This window comes from Martinezella lusitana (genome assembly GCF_010668395.1).
Classification (GTDB): domain Bacteria; phylum Pseudomonadota; class Alphaproteobacteria; order Rhizobiales; family Rhizobiaceae; genus Rhizobium; species Rhizobium lusitanum_A.
Map to the genome: position 1 here is coordinate 39822 of NZ_WUEY01000028.1, position 15915 is coordinate 55736.

At 58.3% G+C, this 15915-nt stretch carries 12 protein-coding genes and 2 pseudogenes; 8 read left to right on the plus strand and 6 right to left on the minus strand.

Features of this window, described 5'->3' with window-relative positions:
* Positions 1 to 16 precede the first annotated feature (16 nt).
* Both GR212_RS37655 and GR212_RS32575 read right to left on the minus strand, forming a co-directional pair.
* On the minus strand, positions 17 to 202 hold the full coding sequence (locus tag GR212_RS37655; protein WP_348643585.1) for a hypothetical protein: 186 nt from the start codon (positions 200 to 202) through the stop codon (positions 17 to 19).
* A 102-nt stretch (positions 203 to 304) separates the two neighbouring features.
* Positions 305 to 550 carry a transcriptional regulator gene (locus GR212_RS32575; protein ID WP_163993409.1) on the minus strand — a complete coding sequence of 82 codons (246 nt, stop codon included), beginning with the start codon at positions 548 to 550 and terminating at the stop codon, positions 305 to 307.
* A 123-nt stretch (positions 551 to 673) separates the two neighbouring features.
* Here GR212_RS32575 and GR212_RS32580 point away from each other — a divergent pair, with 123 nt between their 5' ends.
* Together GR212_RS32580 and GR212_RS32585 are read left to right on the plus strand one after the other, a co-directional pair.
* Complete coding sequence (locus tag GR212_RS32580; RefSeq protein ID WP_163993411.1) at positions 674 to 1291, plus strand: hypothetical protein; 618 nt, start codon at positions 674 to 676, stop codon at positions 1289 to 1291.
* A 500-nt stretch (positions 1292 to 1791) separates the two neighbouring features.
* Positions 1792 to 2202: a BA14K family protein gene (locus GR212_RS32585; protein ID WP_163993413.1), complete on the plus strand. Its 411-nt coding sequence runs from the start codon at positions 1792 to 1794 to the stop codon at positions 2200 to 2202.
* A 438-nt stretch (positions 2203 to 2640) separates the two neighbouring features.
* Here GR212_RS32585 and GR212_RS32590 read toward each other — a convergent pair.
* From GR212_RS32590 to GR212_RS32605, 4 genes and pseudogenes are all read right to left on the minus strand, one after another.
* Positions 2641 to 3791 (minus strand): annotated as a pseudogene (locus tag GR212_RS32590) (tyrosine-type recombinase/integrase).
* The gene (locus GR212_RS37865) at positions 3788 to 4057 is read right to left on the minus strand and encodes a DUF7673 family protein (protein WP_432444425.1); all 270 of its coding nucleotides are present in this window, start codon (positions 4055 to 4057) and stop codon (positions 3788 to 3790) included. Before GR212_RS37865 ends, GR212_RS32590 begins: the two are co-directional and overlap by 4 nt.
* A gap of 153 nt (positions 4058 to 4210) precedes the next feature.
* Positions 4211 to 4540 (minus strand): type II toxin-antitoxin system VapC family toxin, encoded by a 330-nt coding sequence (locus GR212_RS32600; RefSeq protein ID WP_246726158.1) that lies wholly within the window; start codon positions 4538 to 4540, stop codon positions 4211 to 4213.
* 87 nt (positions 4541 to 4627) lie between these two features.
* A pseudogene (locus GR212_RS32605) lies at positions 4628 to 4866 on the minus strand (type II toxin-antitoxin system Phd/YefM family antitoxin).
* 184 nt (positions 4867 to 5050) lie between these two features.
* Here GR212_RS32605 and GR212_RS32610 point away from each other — a divergent pair.
* The 6 genes from GR212_RS32610 to GR212_RS32635 all read left to right on the plus strand — a co-directional run bounded on the left by GR212_RS32610 (position 5051) and on the right by GR212_RS32635 (position 15915).
* Positions 5051 to 6190, plus strand: coding sequence for an RHE_PE00001 family protein (locus tag GR212_RS32610; RefSeq protein WP_163993415.1), 1140 nt, complete (start codon positions 5051 to 5053; stop codon positions 6188 to 6190).
* Positions 6191 to 6267: 77 nt separating this feature from the next.
* Positions 6268 to 11928, plus strand: a complete 5661-nt coding sequence (locus tag GR212_RS32615) for a sacsin N-terminal ATP-binding-like domain-containing protein (protein ID WP_163993417.1) — start codon at positions 6268 to 6270, stop codon at positions 11926 to 11928.
* A gap of 67 nt (positions 11929 to 11995) precedes the next feature.
* Positions 11996 to 12991 (plus strand): hypothetical protein, encoded by a 996-nt coding sequence (locus tag GR212_RS32620; protein WP_163993419.1) that lies wholly within the window; start codon positions 11996 to 11998, stop codon positions 12989 to 12991.
* Positions 12992 to 13206: 215 nt separating this feature from the next.
* On the plus strand, positions 13207 to 14115 hold the full coding sequence (locus tag GR212_RS32625; protein WP_163993421.1) for a hypothetical protein: 909 nt from the start codon (positions 13207 to 13209) through the stop codon (positions 14113 to 14115).
* Between the two features lie 67 nt (positions 14116 to 14182).
* Positions 14183 to 14836 carry a hypothetical protein gene (locus GR212_RS32630; RefSeq protein WP_163993423.1) on the plus strand — a complete coding sequence of 218 codons (654 nt, stop codon included), beginning with the start codon at positions 14183 to 14185 and terminating at the stop codon, positions 14834 to 14836.
* Positions 14836 to 15915 carry an ImmA/IrrE family metallo-endopeptidase gene (locus GR212_RS32635; RefSeq protein WP_163993425.1) on the plus strand — a complete coding sequence of 360 codons (1080 nt, stop codon included), beginning with the start codon at positions 14836 to 14838 and terminating at the stop codon, positions 15913 to 15915. Before GR212_RS32630 ends, GR212_RS32635 begins: the two co-directional genes overlap by 1 nt.

Sequence of the window (15915 nt, forward strand, 5' to 3'; positions counted from 1 at the left end):
CTCGCTCAGCTTCCTCTTATGCGATTCCGTTCGCGGCGGCCTGCTTCGCCATGAAGTTTGCAGCCACCTCAACGCGACGCCGTGCAAATGCCTTGGCCGTCGGACGCCAACCGAAGTTTTCCGCAAAAAACTGCGCGCCCATATGAGGCACGCCGGTTAGCTTGGGCAGCCCCGCAGGTCGCGATTCAGCATGAACTGACATGTCTTGACACTTCAGCCGTATTGGCGAGTTCGCTACATCCCATGCACGCGGTACGCATTGAATGAAGTTCATACATGGCACTATGTGTCAGGCGTTTCCTCATTATCTCGGCTTCTTGAAGCGGACTCCCGCGCCCCCACCGTTTTCCGGAATGAATTCGATCCCGGCGTCTTCGAGTGTCATCTTAATCAGTTTGAGGTTTGCTGCCGTAATTGAAGGCCGCCCATCTTCAGCTTCCGCGCGACGTATCGTCATAACGCCAGTGCTGGCGGCTTTTGCAAGATCTTCAGCGGTCCATCGGAGCAGCGCTCTCGACGCGCGGATTTGCGCTCCGGTTATTTCACTCATTCTTGTCGATTTCTCGTTGTATATTATTTTACCATATGGTATTTTAACTACCAGTCGGCTGCATTCGGCGCTTGCAACACCGAGTGCAGCCTAACCATACCCAAGCTAGTTGGAGCTCGGATCATGGCTGATTCTGAGAATAGCAGAACTTTGCCTGCAAATACCCGACTAAACATCCTTTCGTACACGACAGATTTTCTGACGCGGACGAAGGACCGTGGCGTTAACGGCTCTGCCGCCGATCCGGCCCTTGTAAAGTGGCTGGAATGGCATGAAGCCCATCGCGAATTCGTCCGGCGCTGCCACCTGCAGCAGCACCTCGAGACCCAGTTGGTCGAAGCCGTCGGTTTCCCCTCCATTAAAATCGATGTTCCGGGCAAGCCCGATCCGGCCCACCTGCAAAGTGAGGCCGAGATTGAATACTGGCTCAAAGGCGACGATCTGGCCGAGGCACGGGATAGGGCAAAGGAAGCGCTGTCGGCGCAGGTTCGCCGTTGGAACGCCGCAGACAACGTCATCGGGTATACCAGAGCCCAGGAGGCCGAGAGCGTGGCCGCTGATCGCGAGCTCGCACTGGCTGCGGAACTGTGGGAGATGCCCGCGCAGTCCATTGAAGGAGCGATCGCCAAGCTGCATGGGGTTCTGACCCTCGGTATCGCATCGCGTGACTGCGACGAATTTCCCTGGCGGTCGCTCCGCTCCTTGATGAAGGATCTTTTGGAGATGCAACAGGCAGTTTGATCCCGCAGCCGCCGGCTCAGGGATGACCGGAATAAAGACGGCATCGCACTTGTGATAGACCTTGATTGTCAGTTGGTGGCCTGACGTCGACCACAGAACCAATACCGCAAAAACGATACCGCCATGCCTCTTCCATCCACCGCGATCAGCCCGCGCAAGAGGAGCTTCGGAGGCCACTTAGATCGCAAGGCGGCCCATCGATTGAGAATAGGCAGCTGCTGACGAGAATTGAAGTCGCAGTCACCGATCCCCGCGTCACATTATCAAGATCCCCTGGCGAGATGCTCGCCATGGTGTAGATCAATGAAGCCCTTCGGGTGCGCAAGCGAAGGTTGTATTTCGATACGGGTCATGATCACAATGCTGATCATCCACCTCAGGGATGCGCATGCTCCGCCGCTCCGAATAAACAACGCTTCCCGTTTTCGCAGGTCGAATGGAACACGCAAGACGGTTCATCCGTTATCGAGATGATCCATTTCTAGTTGACGAGGAAAATTATGAAGATCATCTCGAAAATACTCTCTGTAGCGGTGCTCGGTGCAACCCTTGGCCTGACGTCCATTTCGGCCGCTGGTGCGGTGCCGATGTCCGGGATCGTTTTGCCCAACGCCCATGACGTGGAGCAAGTCCAGTGGCGCCATCATCACGGCGGCGATGGCTGGTACCGCGGGCATCGTGGCTATCGCGATTATCGTCCCGGCTACAGGCGGCATGGAGACTACTGGTACCCGCTAGCCGCTTTTGGTGCTGGCGCTCTGATCGGCGGCGCTCTGGCAGCGCCAACCCGTCCGAGCTACGGCTCCAGGCATGAAGAGTGGTGCGCCAGCCGCTACCGCACCTACGACCCCGGCACTGACACCTACGTGCCACGCGCGGGAGTGCGCGCAAGATGTGTTTCACCTTATTAAGTGGGTGCCACGAGGCTATATTGTTGACGCCCCTCTTGGGGCGTCGATATACGTTGACTGCTCGGTCACTTCTCGCCGATGTTTGACGAGAATGGCTATCCGCGGCGATCTTAATAGAATGGTCTTGAGGACCGACGACGCGGCCCTCGTAAGTGTCATGGCCTTCCCGGAAGAGATTGATCACGGCGGCCGCGGCTAGCTTGGCCCCCGCATCTCTTTCGTGATCCCACTTCTCGCAAGCCTCGCTTGTAGACAGCGTAAATGTCCGACAACTCTGCTGGCCCAAACGTCTTTTCGGAAAACTCGCGCATGATCTCCTCAGCTTTGTTCGGCGGTGATGAGGGATCAGGTCGGGGCGTTCAAGAGCCAAAGTGGCGACTGGGTGTGCGTGCCAAATGCGCTGCGGCCTCATGTGCCGTTCATGGCAGTGCTAGACGGTCAGGACAGCAACCGTGCAACCTTCCCGCTACGCCGCGTTGCATTGTTATAATAGCTCGACGCCTGCTGAACGGAACGATGGCGCGATTGCTCCATCGCTTCGGACATCGGGATGTCGCGTAAGGTAGCTTCGGTCATGTAGCCCGATCTCAGGCCATGCGCCGAAAACTCCCCAACCTCTAGCCCAGCCGCTGCCACGCGTCGCTTGACGATATCGTTGGCCGCCTTCGGATCAAGCGCCCGGCGCGAAACATTGCCCAGCGATCGATCGCCCGAAACACGCTGCCGCCATCGATCTTCGCAGCCTCCAGCCAGGCATTCAGGGCGTCCACCGGCCGGCCGGTCAGATAGGCGACCTCGTCCTGGCTGGCGCCGGAATTCTTGGTGCGGCCAAGATGGATGGCGAGCGAGGCGAGGGGGATCTCGTCCTCACCGGCAACCGAAACCTCGACCGTCAACTGCTCCGTGCGAAGACCGGCCACCTCGCTGCGCCTTCGGCCGCTGGAAGCAAAGGCGACCATCAGGATCGCCCGGTCACGCAAATCGCGCAGGCTGTTGGTGGCGCAGGTCGCCAGCAGTTTGGCCAAGACGTCACCGGTGACAGCCTTGGCGCTCTTGCGTCTCCGTTTTCGTGGCACGGCGCGAACGGCTAGGCGGATGGCCGATTTGAGGGCAGGGGAGGTGAAGGCGCCGTCGAGACCACGCCACTTGGTCAGCGTCGACCAGTTCGCCAGCCGCCTGCGCACCGTCGCCGGCGCATGGGGACCGGTCGATTTCAGAAAGCCCTGGGCTCGCAGATTGTCGTCGACATCGGCCGGCATGCCGTGATCAGGATCAGTCGCGCGCTTCTGCGGATCCCACAGGTGCTGCGCGACGAATTTCAGCAGTAGCGCCTCGGGCGCTGGCCAGGGGAGGGGTTCTCCAGTCGCCACCAGCGCCCAGGCTTTGAGATAGCCGAGGTCGGAGGTCAGCGCCCGCAGCGTGTTGCCACCCATGCCGGCATTGACCAGATGCCGCAGCGTCTCGACGTCCTGGTCGGTCAGCAGCTCAGCGAGCTTGTCGCGCCGGCCGATCGGCAGCACCGCGGCGATGGTGTCGAGCGCTTCGGCGACCGACGACACCGGCGGCTGACCCGTCCGCGGCGCCGTCATGCCTGCTCCGCCTGCGGCCGCCAGCGCGCGATGATCGCTTCGATCTCGCCGTGGTGTTCAGTGGGATAAACGACATCCTCTTCGCAGGCGAGGAAGGTGAAGATCGTTGCCATGTCGTCGCCGAGGTGCGGATCGACGTTTGCGAGATCGGTGAGAGCGAAACCACCATGGACTTCGGCGTTCCACCAGCCAGTGGGAAGTTGGCGACCCGCCGTCCCTGTTCGGTGTCTTCGTGGGCGACGTTCAGCAGCTTTTCGAGGGCGAATCTGACGCGGCCTTCCATGGGATCTTGTCGGGTTCGGTTTCGTCTTCTTTCCTCAGGCGGATGATACTGGATGAATTTTCAGGTCCGTCCGGCCAAAGTCCTTCCCGTTGAACAGCAGCGGCGCCCTGGCGAGCGCCGCGACGCCGGCGAGAGATCAGTCGCCATGCGCGAAGGGGCCGAGCACCGCTACTCCTTCCTTGCGCTCGGCGGCAGCCAACTTGCGATCGAGTGTTGCCAGCGGCACAATCCGGTTGATCGCGAGCGCCAGATAGGCGGCGTCAGAGGCGCTCGGGCCGTGATTGGCGGCCAGAAGAAGGATCGAGCCGCCGCCGCCGATGCCGGCGTCGTCAAGCGGCAGCCGCCGCACCCGTTCCATGCCGAGCAGAGCACTGCCGGAACCGATGCGGCCGCGCGGTTCGGCTGTGGCCAGGATGTTGTGGATCTCCAAGAAGAAGAACGACGGGACAGGGGCAGGGGGCTTCAATTGACGCGATCACCGTCTCGGCGGCATCCGAAAATTCCTCCGGCAGTAGCCAGGCTGCCGCCATCGATACATCTGTTACAAAGGCCATCAGCGGCGACCCTCGTCGCGCCAAGACATAACTTCGTCATGCGATACGGGCGCCAGCCTGGTACGGGCAGCGCGCACTTCGTTGACCAGCTGCTGTAGATCGTTTTCCTTGCGGATCCGCGACAGCCGGGCAACCGGATCGTTGCCACGGGCGATGATTACCTCCTCGCCGGCTTCGACGCGGGCTGGCAATTCGGACAGATGGCTTTCGCCTCGGAAACTTTCACGGTGGTGCCCACGGTTGATCCTTTCAACAAAAAGGCGATTTTCCACCAATTTAGGGAATGGAACTAAGTTGGTCAAAAGGCAGATCCACTCACTTCCGATAACCAGTACTTATCGATGGTTATAGCTTCAGCCGTCAACCATACTATGTAAAGAACTACAATAATTATATAGAGTTCGTTTAGCAAATCATTTACCATGATTTCAATGCCTTACTTTCTCGCGAAAATCAGCATGAATGCCTTGATGCGGCCGGCTTTCGACGCCGGTATCGCTCTGACGCGTCTGGACGAGCGCATCGCCCGTTCGCCGGTCGGGCAGGGCTTCCTCGAGCGCACTCACTTCACCGACGCCTGCGCTTCGCTGTGGATCGACGGCGAGCTCGTCCATCTCGAAGACCTCGTCCTCCACGACGCCACCAAAGACATTCGCACCCCGACCCACGAACTCACCATCGCCCGCGACGTGCTACGCACCCGCCGAAGGATTTCTGACCAGTCAGCCGACTGGGCTCTTTCCGCGGAGGGTATCCGGGTTTTGCGACAAACGTCGGATGCCGGCGCGATCGGCGCCGAGGCTGCAGAGCCGGTCGGCAGCATGCGAACAGCACCCGTCGTCGATCGGGAAGGGGAGGGGGACAATAATAACGAGGCCGAAAATCTGCCGGGCGTCGATTTCGCCGCCATCGATGCGGTGCTCGCCCGATCGCAGGCTGCGATCGAGATTGCCAAACGACCCGGCCGTGGCATCGTTCAGGACAAAGACCCGATGATTTACGATCTCGACTGGGACGAGGATGCCCGGCTCGACGAGTGGCGCGGCGTCCTGCGGCAGGCTCAAGACTTGCCGACGGTGCTGCAGGCGATCATTGCCCTTGATGCCTGGAACGAGCTTTCCGTTCTTCAGCACGCCCCCTGGCTCGGCCGGTTGTTTTGCGCCTCAATCCTGCGGGAAGCCGGCATCGCCACAGGTGCTCACCTCGCCGCCATCAATCTTGGCCTCAAAACCATTCCGGTCGATCGGCGGCGTCACCGCGACCGGGACACCCGTTTGCTTGCCATCGCCCACGGGCTTTTGGCGGCCGCCGAGATCGGCATCAAGGAGCATGACCGGCTGACGTTGGCGAAAACGATGATGGATAGAAAACTGGAGGGGCGGCGGACCTCGTCAAAATTGCCGAAGCTCGTTGAACTGGTGATGGCAAAGCCGCTGGTATCCGCCGGCATGGTGGCCAAAGCGCTCGAGGTCACGCCGCAGGCGGCGCGGCGGATTGTGACGGAGCTCGGCCTCAGGGAAATGACGGGGAGGGGGAGGTTTCGGGCATGGGGCGTAATTTGAAGCTGAAGGCAAGCTTACGAGCAGTGGTCATCAGCTGACAAGATTTCGCCGGGCGCACCACCACAATCTCCGCGGCATTGCTTGCTGAGAAAAACACGGTGAATAACCAAAGTCGGGCGCTACAAACCTACCGTTGTAGATATAGTGCGTCAGCAATAGCGGCTCGGGAAGCGCTGGTGTGGAGGTGGATCATCGCTGTGGATGACGTCTTGCGAAGCATTGAGGCCTGTGGGGTGAACGTAATGCCACAGGCGGCTGCGAAGGCATTCTTGACGGAGTGGGGAAGCCGCAAGATCCGTGGTTTCGAGGGGACCATCGATGAGGAAGGAGAATACCTCTCAAAGATCTACTCAACGGCCAATAGCATCAGTGAACAGATTGCCGCCGATTATCACGGTCGCTTTTTGATCGAACTGATCCAGAATGCGCATGATGTGCATCCCGACGACCATAGGGACGGTCAGATCGAGGTTGTTTTTGATGTCGGCGCCGGCGCACATGGCATCCTCTATGTTGCGAATGGCGGCGCACCTTTCGCGCAGTCGAATGTAGAAGCGTTGTCGGATCTCGGCCTTTCGAGCAAGCCGCCCGGCCAAGCCATTGGTAATAAGGGGCTCGGCTTCAGAAGCGTCCGCCATATCTGCGATGCGCCCGAAATCTATTCACAGGCGGTCGGGCAGAAAGGTGCGGATCGGTTTTACGGATTCTGCTTTCGCTTCGCCAATGGCGACGACCTTGCCGCGATGACTTCTGGAGTTCGTGTGCTCGAGCTTGCCCGAAAAGACCTCCCTCCTTTCCACGTTCCCGTCTGGCTCGACGAGCAGCCGCCTGAAATACGCGCTTTCGCTCAACGCGGTTTTGCGACCGTCATTGCGCTGCCGGTTCGTGATTCCCGAGCAGCGGAGGCGGTCGTGGCCGAAATCGAAGCACTTCGAACCGTTGGCGCTCCGATGTTACTGTTCCTCACCCGGTTGGGACGCCTCGATGTCCGGGTTTTAGGCGTCGACGGGGCGCAATCAGAACCTATCGTTCTTACTCGTCGAGAAGAGGCGGTTCCCGGTGCGCCGAGCGGTTTTGCGGTCGCCGATCTTGGTTCAGCTGGCCGCCATCTGATCGCTCGATGTGCGGTCGATGAACGCGCAATGATCGAGACGATCTCCGTGGGGATCGAACAGACTCAGCTCCATTCCCATTGGGCCGAGTGGACGGGCGACGGTGAGATCGCCCTTGCCGTGAGCTTGGACGCTGCCGCCATCGTATCTTCAAGGCTTTATACCTATCTGCCCATGGGAGAACAGGCGCAGGCGCCGTTTCGTGGTTATCTGCATGCTTCGTTCTTCCCGACCGCCAATCGCAAAGGGCTCGACGGCAAGGTTCGGTTGAATGCGATGCTTCTTGAACACGCAGCGGATCTGGCTGCAAGGGCAGTTGCATGGCTGGCTCGGGAGAATGGCAACGGCGCCGGCACGCTGACAGTGGAGGAGCGAGCTCGTGGCGTCGTAGACCTCATGTGCTGGGTCAAGACTCAAAGTTTTGAGACGGACGCGGATCTTCCGTTGCGCGTCGCAAAAGGTATCGCCGCAACAATGGGTGTTGCTGACTTCGCTGACGCTCCCGTTGCACCGGTGCTCACCGTCACCGAATCCGGCCAACTGAGCCTTTCATGGCGGAGCCCGCGCGTGTCTCGCCGGGGGCTCCAACTCGGCGAAACTTTCTCGCTGGCGGCGGCGGCACGACACGCCTCAAAAGTGGGAGCTTGGCCTCTCTGGCTCGAGCTCGGCACGCGGACCGACGCGTTTACCGCTTTCGTGAAGGCGCACGTGATCGGTTACGTCGACACACCCAACGTGACGGAGCGTGTGGCGTTGGCCATAGAGGTCGCCGCAATGCTGCAGCGCGACAAGCTTCGTTCGCCGGCAGCATGGACGGCCTATTATAAGGACCTGGTGGAGTTCGTCGGTAGTGGTGGCAGCGCGCTCGCCGGCCAGCTCATCCTGCTATGCGAAGATGGGCACTTGCGTCCGTCAATGTCCACGGTCGTGCCTCCTGAGGACACTCCGAAGAGCGGCCGCCGTCGTGTCCGGCGCACAGGACGCGTTGCCGTGTTTGCACCGCCGGCGCGCAGGGGGCCGGAAGAGGACGAGGCCAGCGACCTTTCGCCTCCCAATGCATTGGCGGAGAATTTCGCCTTTCTCTCCGAGAAGCTCGATTGGTACGGGGAACTCGCCGATGCTCGTAATTTTCTTCTTCGGCACAAATTGGTCCTAGAATTCGACCGAGAAAACATTCTCAATCAGATTGCGCGTGTCTTACGCGAGGATAGTCGGCATCAGCAGCGCGCGGCCGGTTTGCGGTGGGCATTCCAGATCTGGCGGCGGCCGCAGGGCAAAGGGCGCGGTGTGTCACTTCCGGCCGGCCTGCGGCTGTATGTGCCCACCTTGGATCACGGATTTGTACCGGCGGAGGAGGCGGTGTTTTCCGGCGGTTGGCCTGATGAGACCCGCGGGCGCCTTCTTCAACGGTTCCTCGATGCGGCACCGTCCGATTGTTTGGACCTTCAGGAGATTTCTCGTCGACGATTAGCCAACCCCGACCACTACGCATTCAAAATCGGCAATTTGAGTCTCTGGACCGAATTTCTGCGCGATCTCGGGGTCAAGCGCGGTCTCAATCCGGTCCACAGATCAGTATCCGGCACGCATCGTGGCCAAGCGCTGGACGGCCCGGCATTCTGGCGCGCACTGGGACTATCGGAAGCCGCTACGGTGGCCTGGAAGACAGCAATCGCCGGCGAGAAAACATCATCGTTGACGGCAGGCAGCGCATATTCCATTAGCGGTAGCCTGCAATGGATGCCAGGGCAGTGGGATATAGAGCGCTTCGATCGCGAGGCACTCGAATACTACGCCTTGCTCGTCATCGCCTGGCTTGGAGAGCCTCTTCCAGAGGCATGGTCGCTTACCATACGGCATTCGTTCTTTACACAGTCCGACGTCCGGCAATGGTCCACACCATTGAAGATCTTCCTGCAGAACGCGGCGTGGATCCCTGCTTTGGAGCCCACATCGCATGGAAGTGAGCCTGTCGCTGTAAGGCCTTGGCAAATCTGGATGGCGGCTGAATCTGGTGAGCGTTTCCCTTTTTTCCTTCGCAGGCCCGCGATACCGGTCATTCGTGCGCTGGACAGGGCAAGCGCGCCGCATCTGGCGGCAATTCGCAAGCATACGACACTCCGCACCCTTGATGATCCCACGACGTTGCTTCAGCAGGCGACTTTTCTCGCCAGCCAATTCGCAAAGCCCGGGTTCGAGACCTTTTATGAACGGCATTTGGCCAACCTTTATGCGGGAACATGGCAGCGGATTGCCGACCACTATCGCAACATTGCTCTGCCCGGATCGGCAAGTGCGCCGCCTCTGCTTTTGGCGCGTCGAGGTGGGTTTCTGCAGGCTTTTTCGATGCGCGGCGATAATGCACCCGACGAAGAGATCTACGTGCGAGATACCGACGATGAGACGGCAGCAAGCCTTGTAGAGGCCGCTGGCAAGCCGATGATTGAGATCCGCGCCGGAGACAAACTGCGCCTGGGCCAGATCTTGCAGACCTTCTATGGCGATCGCGTACGCCTTCTTTCAAGGGCCGACTACCAGATTACGATTGATGGCCGAGGCGTCGGGACAGGTCATATGGTTGCCGCAGTTGAATGGTGCCCTCGACTTCCGTTGATGGCAGCAGTGGCCATGGAAGGGGTCAAAGGGCTCGACGCACGAAACCTGCCGGTCAACCGCCAATCTGTCCTGGATCGATTGAATCGCATTATGATTCAGACTGGCTCACGGTTAGGCTTTCGGCTGGATGATTTCGCCCACGATGAATTGGAGGGCGGTCCCGAGGCCCTTGGTCTGAAGCTTGCTGATGGGCAGGCGGTGATTGTGGTGCGGACGGATGAGCGAGCCGGGTGGAGCCAACTCGATCAGTCGCTTACAGCATTCTGCGACGCATTGGGCCAGCCTGGTCTGGAGCAAGCATTGCGGATCCTGTTACGCTACTTACAGGCTGATGGAGCGGCAATTGGAGAGTCTGGCGAACCGGACCGTGAGCTCGATGGCCTTTGCGACAGCCTCCGTTTGGCACCGCGAGCCCGCCGGGTTGTGCGCGAAACAATGGGAGGTGGCCTTGAAAGACATCTACCCTGGCTACGGGCACTGTTGCACCTTGCCGCCGGGCAGCCCGCTGTCGATGCCCTCGCCGCCGATGAAGCGGAAGTCGTAAAGGACGCTTCGTGGTTGCGCCAGGCGATCGCACCCTGGCTCGCGCCGCTTGGATGCGATGCGCAGGCCACTCTCGACGCATGTCGTACCGCGCTCTCCGTCTCTGAGCTGCGGGATATGCTGAAGCTCGACTTTGAAGGGTTGAACTGGGCTCTGACAGCCGTGGGCCAGTCGCCGGACACCTATCCGGACGTCCATGCACGCCAACTTTCCAACCGGATCAAGGCGGTTAGTATTGCCATTTTCGATGCCTTACGCGCGACATTTGCGCCGACAATCGCAGCCGGCATCGCCGCACCAGCCTATGCCCAAGCCCGAGACGCTGCCGGTGAGCTAGAGCCGGACCCAAGCTGGGCGATGCGTTGGAAGGACGTGCCGGACATTGTTATCGACAAGCACATAAACGGCTGGCTTGCTTCTCACGGCGCAATGCCGCTCGACGTATCGCATCCTGAGCTCGCAGCGTTGGAACACGTTCGCCGAACCAACAACCAGACTCTGAAGGAATTGGTGCGGGACGCTACGCCGCTCATCCGAGCTTGGTGTTCGGCTCGAGCGTTGGCGATCCCGACGCTTTGGACCGGCTCCGATGGTGGCTTTGCTGAGTTGCGGAGGCGCCTCGATCAAGCGGGAGTAATGGACATCCGAGCATGTGACCGTGACGACCTGCTCAGCTGGATCAACCGGCTTGGTTGCTGGCCCGACAACATGGAGTGCACGCTCGATCGTGACGCGTTGGAGCTCGGCGACGCGGCACTGGCGGAAGCGCGTGCGAAGGCTGAGGCGGAAGTTGCCGCTCGTCGCAAGCAAGAGCGTTCGATCGAGTTCAACGGTCGATCTGTCGATCCCGAGGAGACTGATTGGGCGGCATTGGACGCAGAGCTCAAACAGGCTCTTTCGCGGGAATTTTTCAAGATTCCCGTCGGCCATAGTGCCGCTCTTGCCCCTGCACGAACCGGTAGTGATCAAAAGCCCGCTAATGGGCAGAGCGGCGGCTATCGGATGCCGAGCTATGGTGGCCGTCCTTTTGCTCCATCTGCGAAAACCGACATGATCGGACGTCTGGGTGAGCTGGCCGTTCGACATTGGCTACAAGGCCGCATACCCAAGCAGGACATCGATGCAGCTTGGAAATCGACCAATGCCGAGGTCTTTACAGGTAGGAAGGGTAATGACAGCCTGGGCTACGACTTCGAGGTTTCATGGCAGAAGCAAGCCTGGCAGATTGAGGTGAAGGCAAGCCTTAACGATCCGCGCGTGTTTGAATTGGGAGAGACTGAGGTTCGTGCCGGAAGGATAGCCGCTCGGACGCGAGCTGGCCTTCTTTATTGGATCGCCTATGTCAGTAACCTCGCCGATCCCGCGCGAGCGCGGGTCGAAATGATCCCCAATCCGTTGAGCGAAGCTGGAGAGGCGGTTCTGGAACTCGTCGGCGAGGGCCTACGGTATAGCTTCCGCCGGTCTTGACCGGCTGGATCGAAGAGGAATCGTCATGCCCAGGAACCGGACTTCCGTGGTGGCTTAGAGAATAGACATGTTTGCGCTTGAAGTGTCGCGTGCAGCGGTTTCTGAAGCCAACATCCGGGCCAAGCAGTGCTTCGCGTGTGGTCGGACGCCCACCACAGGCGCTGGAGAACACGTAATTCCGAAATGGCTGCAATCAAAGCTCGGATTGTTCGATGAAAGGCTAACGCTGCTCAACGGAACACAAATTCCCTATAGGAGCCTGACAGTTCCTTGTTGCGCCGAATGTAACAACGGCTTTCTCTCTGCCATTGAACGGGAGGTCCACCCGATCTTCACCCGAGGCACTTTGATCGCCGGAGATGAGCTCGTCTTGGGACGATGGCTATCGAAGATTCTGATCGGAATACTTGTTAAAGAAACCAGTCTTTCTTTCGATCGCACGAAACCTTCCCGCGGCTCGATCGTAGAGCCGGAATTCTTGGATGAACTTCAACACTGTCACTTCATAATGCAGAGCGGGCGTAAGCCAACGCTCTTTCGGTGCCTTCACGGCGGCTACCCATTTTCACTTTACCACTACCAGATCGCGGATAGCGATGCGGATACATTCGACCTATCCACTAATGTCTACGGACAATCTATATCAATACGGATTGGTGCTCTCGGTGTCGTGTTTGTCAACGATGGCGGCCTCCAACTCCATATCGGCGCTAAGGGACCTTTCGGCCTTTCTGGAGCTACCGTTACTCCAGTGCAATTTGCGGAGCTTTCAGCTCGAATTCATTTCAAGGCAGCTTTACGAGACGCGACCCATTTTTACCTTACATTCGAGAATGATCAGGTCGTTCAAATTGAGCAGCTGCACGTAAAATCATTCTCCGGGTATATCCCCGGCACGGACGAATTACAGATCTTCAGGGGTTGGGACGAGGAGCAATTCAGTTATGCCCTTGCGGCCTACACGAGGATCCCAAGGTCCGAGCTCTTCGATGAGGCCGCACGCGTATGTCGGACGAGTCTGGGCAATTTCATATTGAACGCGACAGACGAGAGATTGCCGTAGCTGGAGGAGAAGCATGTAGGGGAGTGAACCGGCTAGAATGTGATGCCGCGCAGAGACTTCTCGTGCCGCAGCTCTCAATTCCTTGCCGATGATAGTAACATCCGCGGGCATGTCGTATGAACCGATCGTCACACTGAAACACCCCGGATAGCTTTTTGCCAACCGGAGCTGCAGTGCGCGAAAAGCTTGCCTTTCGGATGAGGATGAACTCTCACATGAACTACCAATGGAGATCCTGTAAATTCGCTGGCCCAATGTTGCCAGGCTACGAGGACCGAGAAATCTCCGAACACTGGCACGAACGGGCAAAATCGGCGCCTGATGTGTTTTGTTATCCTCAGGTCGACAGTTGGAGGGAAACGTTGTGGGGCCTGCTGAGTGACTATCTCACAGCTGGTGTAAAGGCTGCCTTCGTCGACTCTCCTCCTGAATATATTGTGTCGGATGACCTCAGCTGGTTGGACGAGATCATCTTTGAAGCGACCGGTAAAGTGGTCGACATCAAACAACTGACGGCAGACCGGATGCGTGCACACTATCGCGGCTTTCGCGCGGTGCACGGAACACGGACGGATGACCTGGCTCCCTTTTATCGCAACGGGTTGCGCATTCTGCGGAGTGCGGAAATCGAGGATCGTGCGCGATCAATCTTCCTCAACGGCCGATTTCGTCATGCGAGCGAGGAGCGACTCCACGAGGCGATCAAAGATGTGGACGCGCGAAATGAAGGCGGAGGTAGGGAGGGCAGGCTGTGGCTATGTGCGGACGAGAGGAGTTTGACGACCCGGCCTGGAGGCGCCGGCCACTATTTGGTCTACGGCTCAGAATATCTCTACTGCCTCGGCATTCGGGTAGCGACAACGCGGGAAACAAAAGAAGCCCTAAAATCCGTGGGTCGACCAACCGTGTTCGTCTGCGACGTGCCAATGCAACTTATGCGATCTGCAACATTGCCAATGTTTGCGGGGCTAATCCTCGAATATATGTTCTGTGAGCTGATCGACGATCTTCAAGCCCATGCCTTGAGCCCTGGATCGGGCTCTGGCTTTAGCATTCCGTATGATCTGCCGGCCGATTGGATTGTTGGTCATTATCATCCAGAAAACATCCACGACCCCATGTGATGAGAAATCTGGACTTCATTTTTTAAACCTGATAGAAGGTTGAAAAAATGAAGTTTGAAGTGATTCAATGGCAATGTCGGCAACTGTCGTTTATCAGCATCCTTTCGACGCGAGGCGCCGACTTGCTGAATTGAATATCTCCGTAGAGGCTGTAATCAGAGCTGTTCTGGCTGGTCACACCGCTCGGCTCAACTGTACCGACAACGATCCCCCATTCATCCCTGGCACTGAGGCATGGCGGTTTGTGGTGCGGACGCTGCGGGATGAATTGCTTCCGTTGGGTTGGCGCAAGGATGACCCGAGCAATTACTCGCTGGTGATCAACGATTCCTCGCAGGTCAACATCGTTGTTGCCAGTTCCGATGCGCTGACCTGTGCCGTCCATGGGTCGCCCCGTACTAAGTCCCTGAAGGGACTATTTACTGAGGCCGCTGTTCTTAAGAACAATCTCGAAACGGATATGTTTCCCGAGACCGTTGAAGCTGAGCTTCGCAAGGCTGCGACGATCTTGAGCTATCCCACCTGGCTGCTGCTGATCCATATCGAAGACGAGGAATGCAGAGCGGAGCTTTCATTGCCGTCTGCCTTCGATGATCGCAACGTAACAGAATGGGCTGAGCGCATCTTCATACCGCTTCCCGGCATCGACGGTGGTTTACCGGTAGAGGATCCGATCGGAGATACCGATATTGATGTGCCGGTGAAGCGTAAGGCGGCGTGATGTTTAACAGATCGCGGTTAACCGTGGCCCGGCAGCGCGCCGGCCTAACGATGAAGGAACTCGCCTCAAGAGCGGGCATCGAACCGCGAACAGTTACAGGATATGAGGCTGGAGAATATCTTCCCAGTGAGGACGTCGCCAGGAAACTCTCTCGCATTCTGGGATTCCCGCTTGCCTTTTTCATGTCAGACGACGTGGACATTCCACGGGCTGAAGGCGTCAGCTTCAGATCGATGAGCAAAATGACCGCGAGGCAGCGGGATGGCGCTATTGCTGCGGGCGCAATAGCGTTCATGCTGTCCGATTGGTTAGATAATGAGTTTGATCTGCCAGTTTCCGACGTGCCGGATATGAGGGAGGACACCCCTCAGAGTGCTGCCGCCGGGCTGCGTGATTTTTGGGGTCTTGGTAACCGGCCCATCAAAAACATGGTGCATCTTCTGGAGTTGAAGGGGGTACGTGTTTTCTCACTGGGGGAGGATGGCAAGGAAGTCGATGCATTCTCCGTCTGGCGCGGGCAGCGACCCCATGTATTTCTCAATTCTCAAAAGTCCGCTGAACGGAGCCGCTTCGACGCTGCTCATGAACTGGGGCATCTCGTATTGCATAAGCACGCAGCCCCCAATGGTCTTGAAGCCGAAAAGCAAGCAAACGAATTTGCTGCGGCGTTCCTGATGCCGGAGGCCCCTTTGCGCGCGGTCGGGCGCGTATCAGGTCTGCCCAGAGTAGTTGAGCTTAAGCGCATGGCGGGGGTCTCGGTCGCTGCTATGACGTATCGGCTCCATGAACTGGGTTTGGCATCCAAATGGACTTATCAACAATTGTTTATGGAATTATCCCGAAGAGGCTGGAGGACCGATGAACCAGTGCCGATGCGGCGTGAGCAGTCGCAGATCTGGAAGAAGGTTTTGGATGATCTTCGTGAAAATGGCGCCGGTGTGGAGCGCCTTTCTGAAATCCTCTCGGTTCCCGAATCCGAAATCGTTAAGCTGCTTTTTGGGCTTGTGACGGTTGCCGTCCCCTCAAATCCAAATGCTTCGATAACTCCTAAGAGAGGAAGCTTGAGATTGGTAAAATAG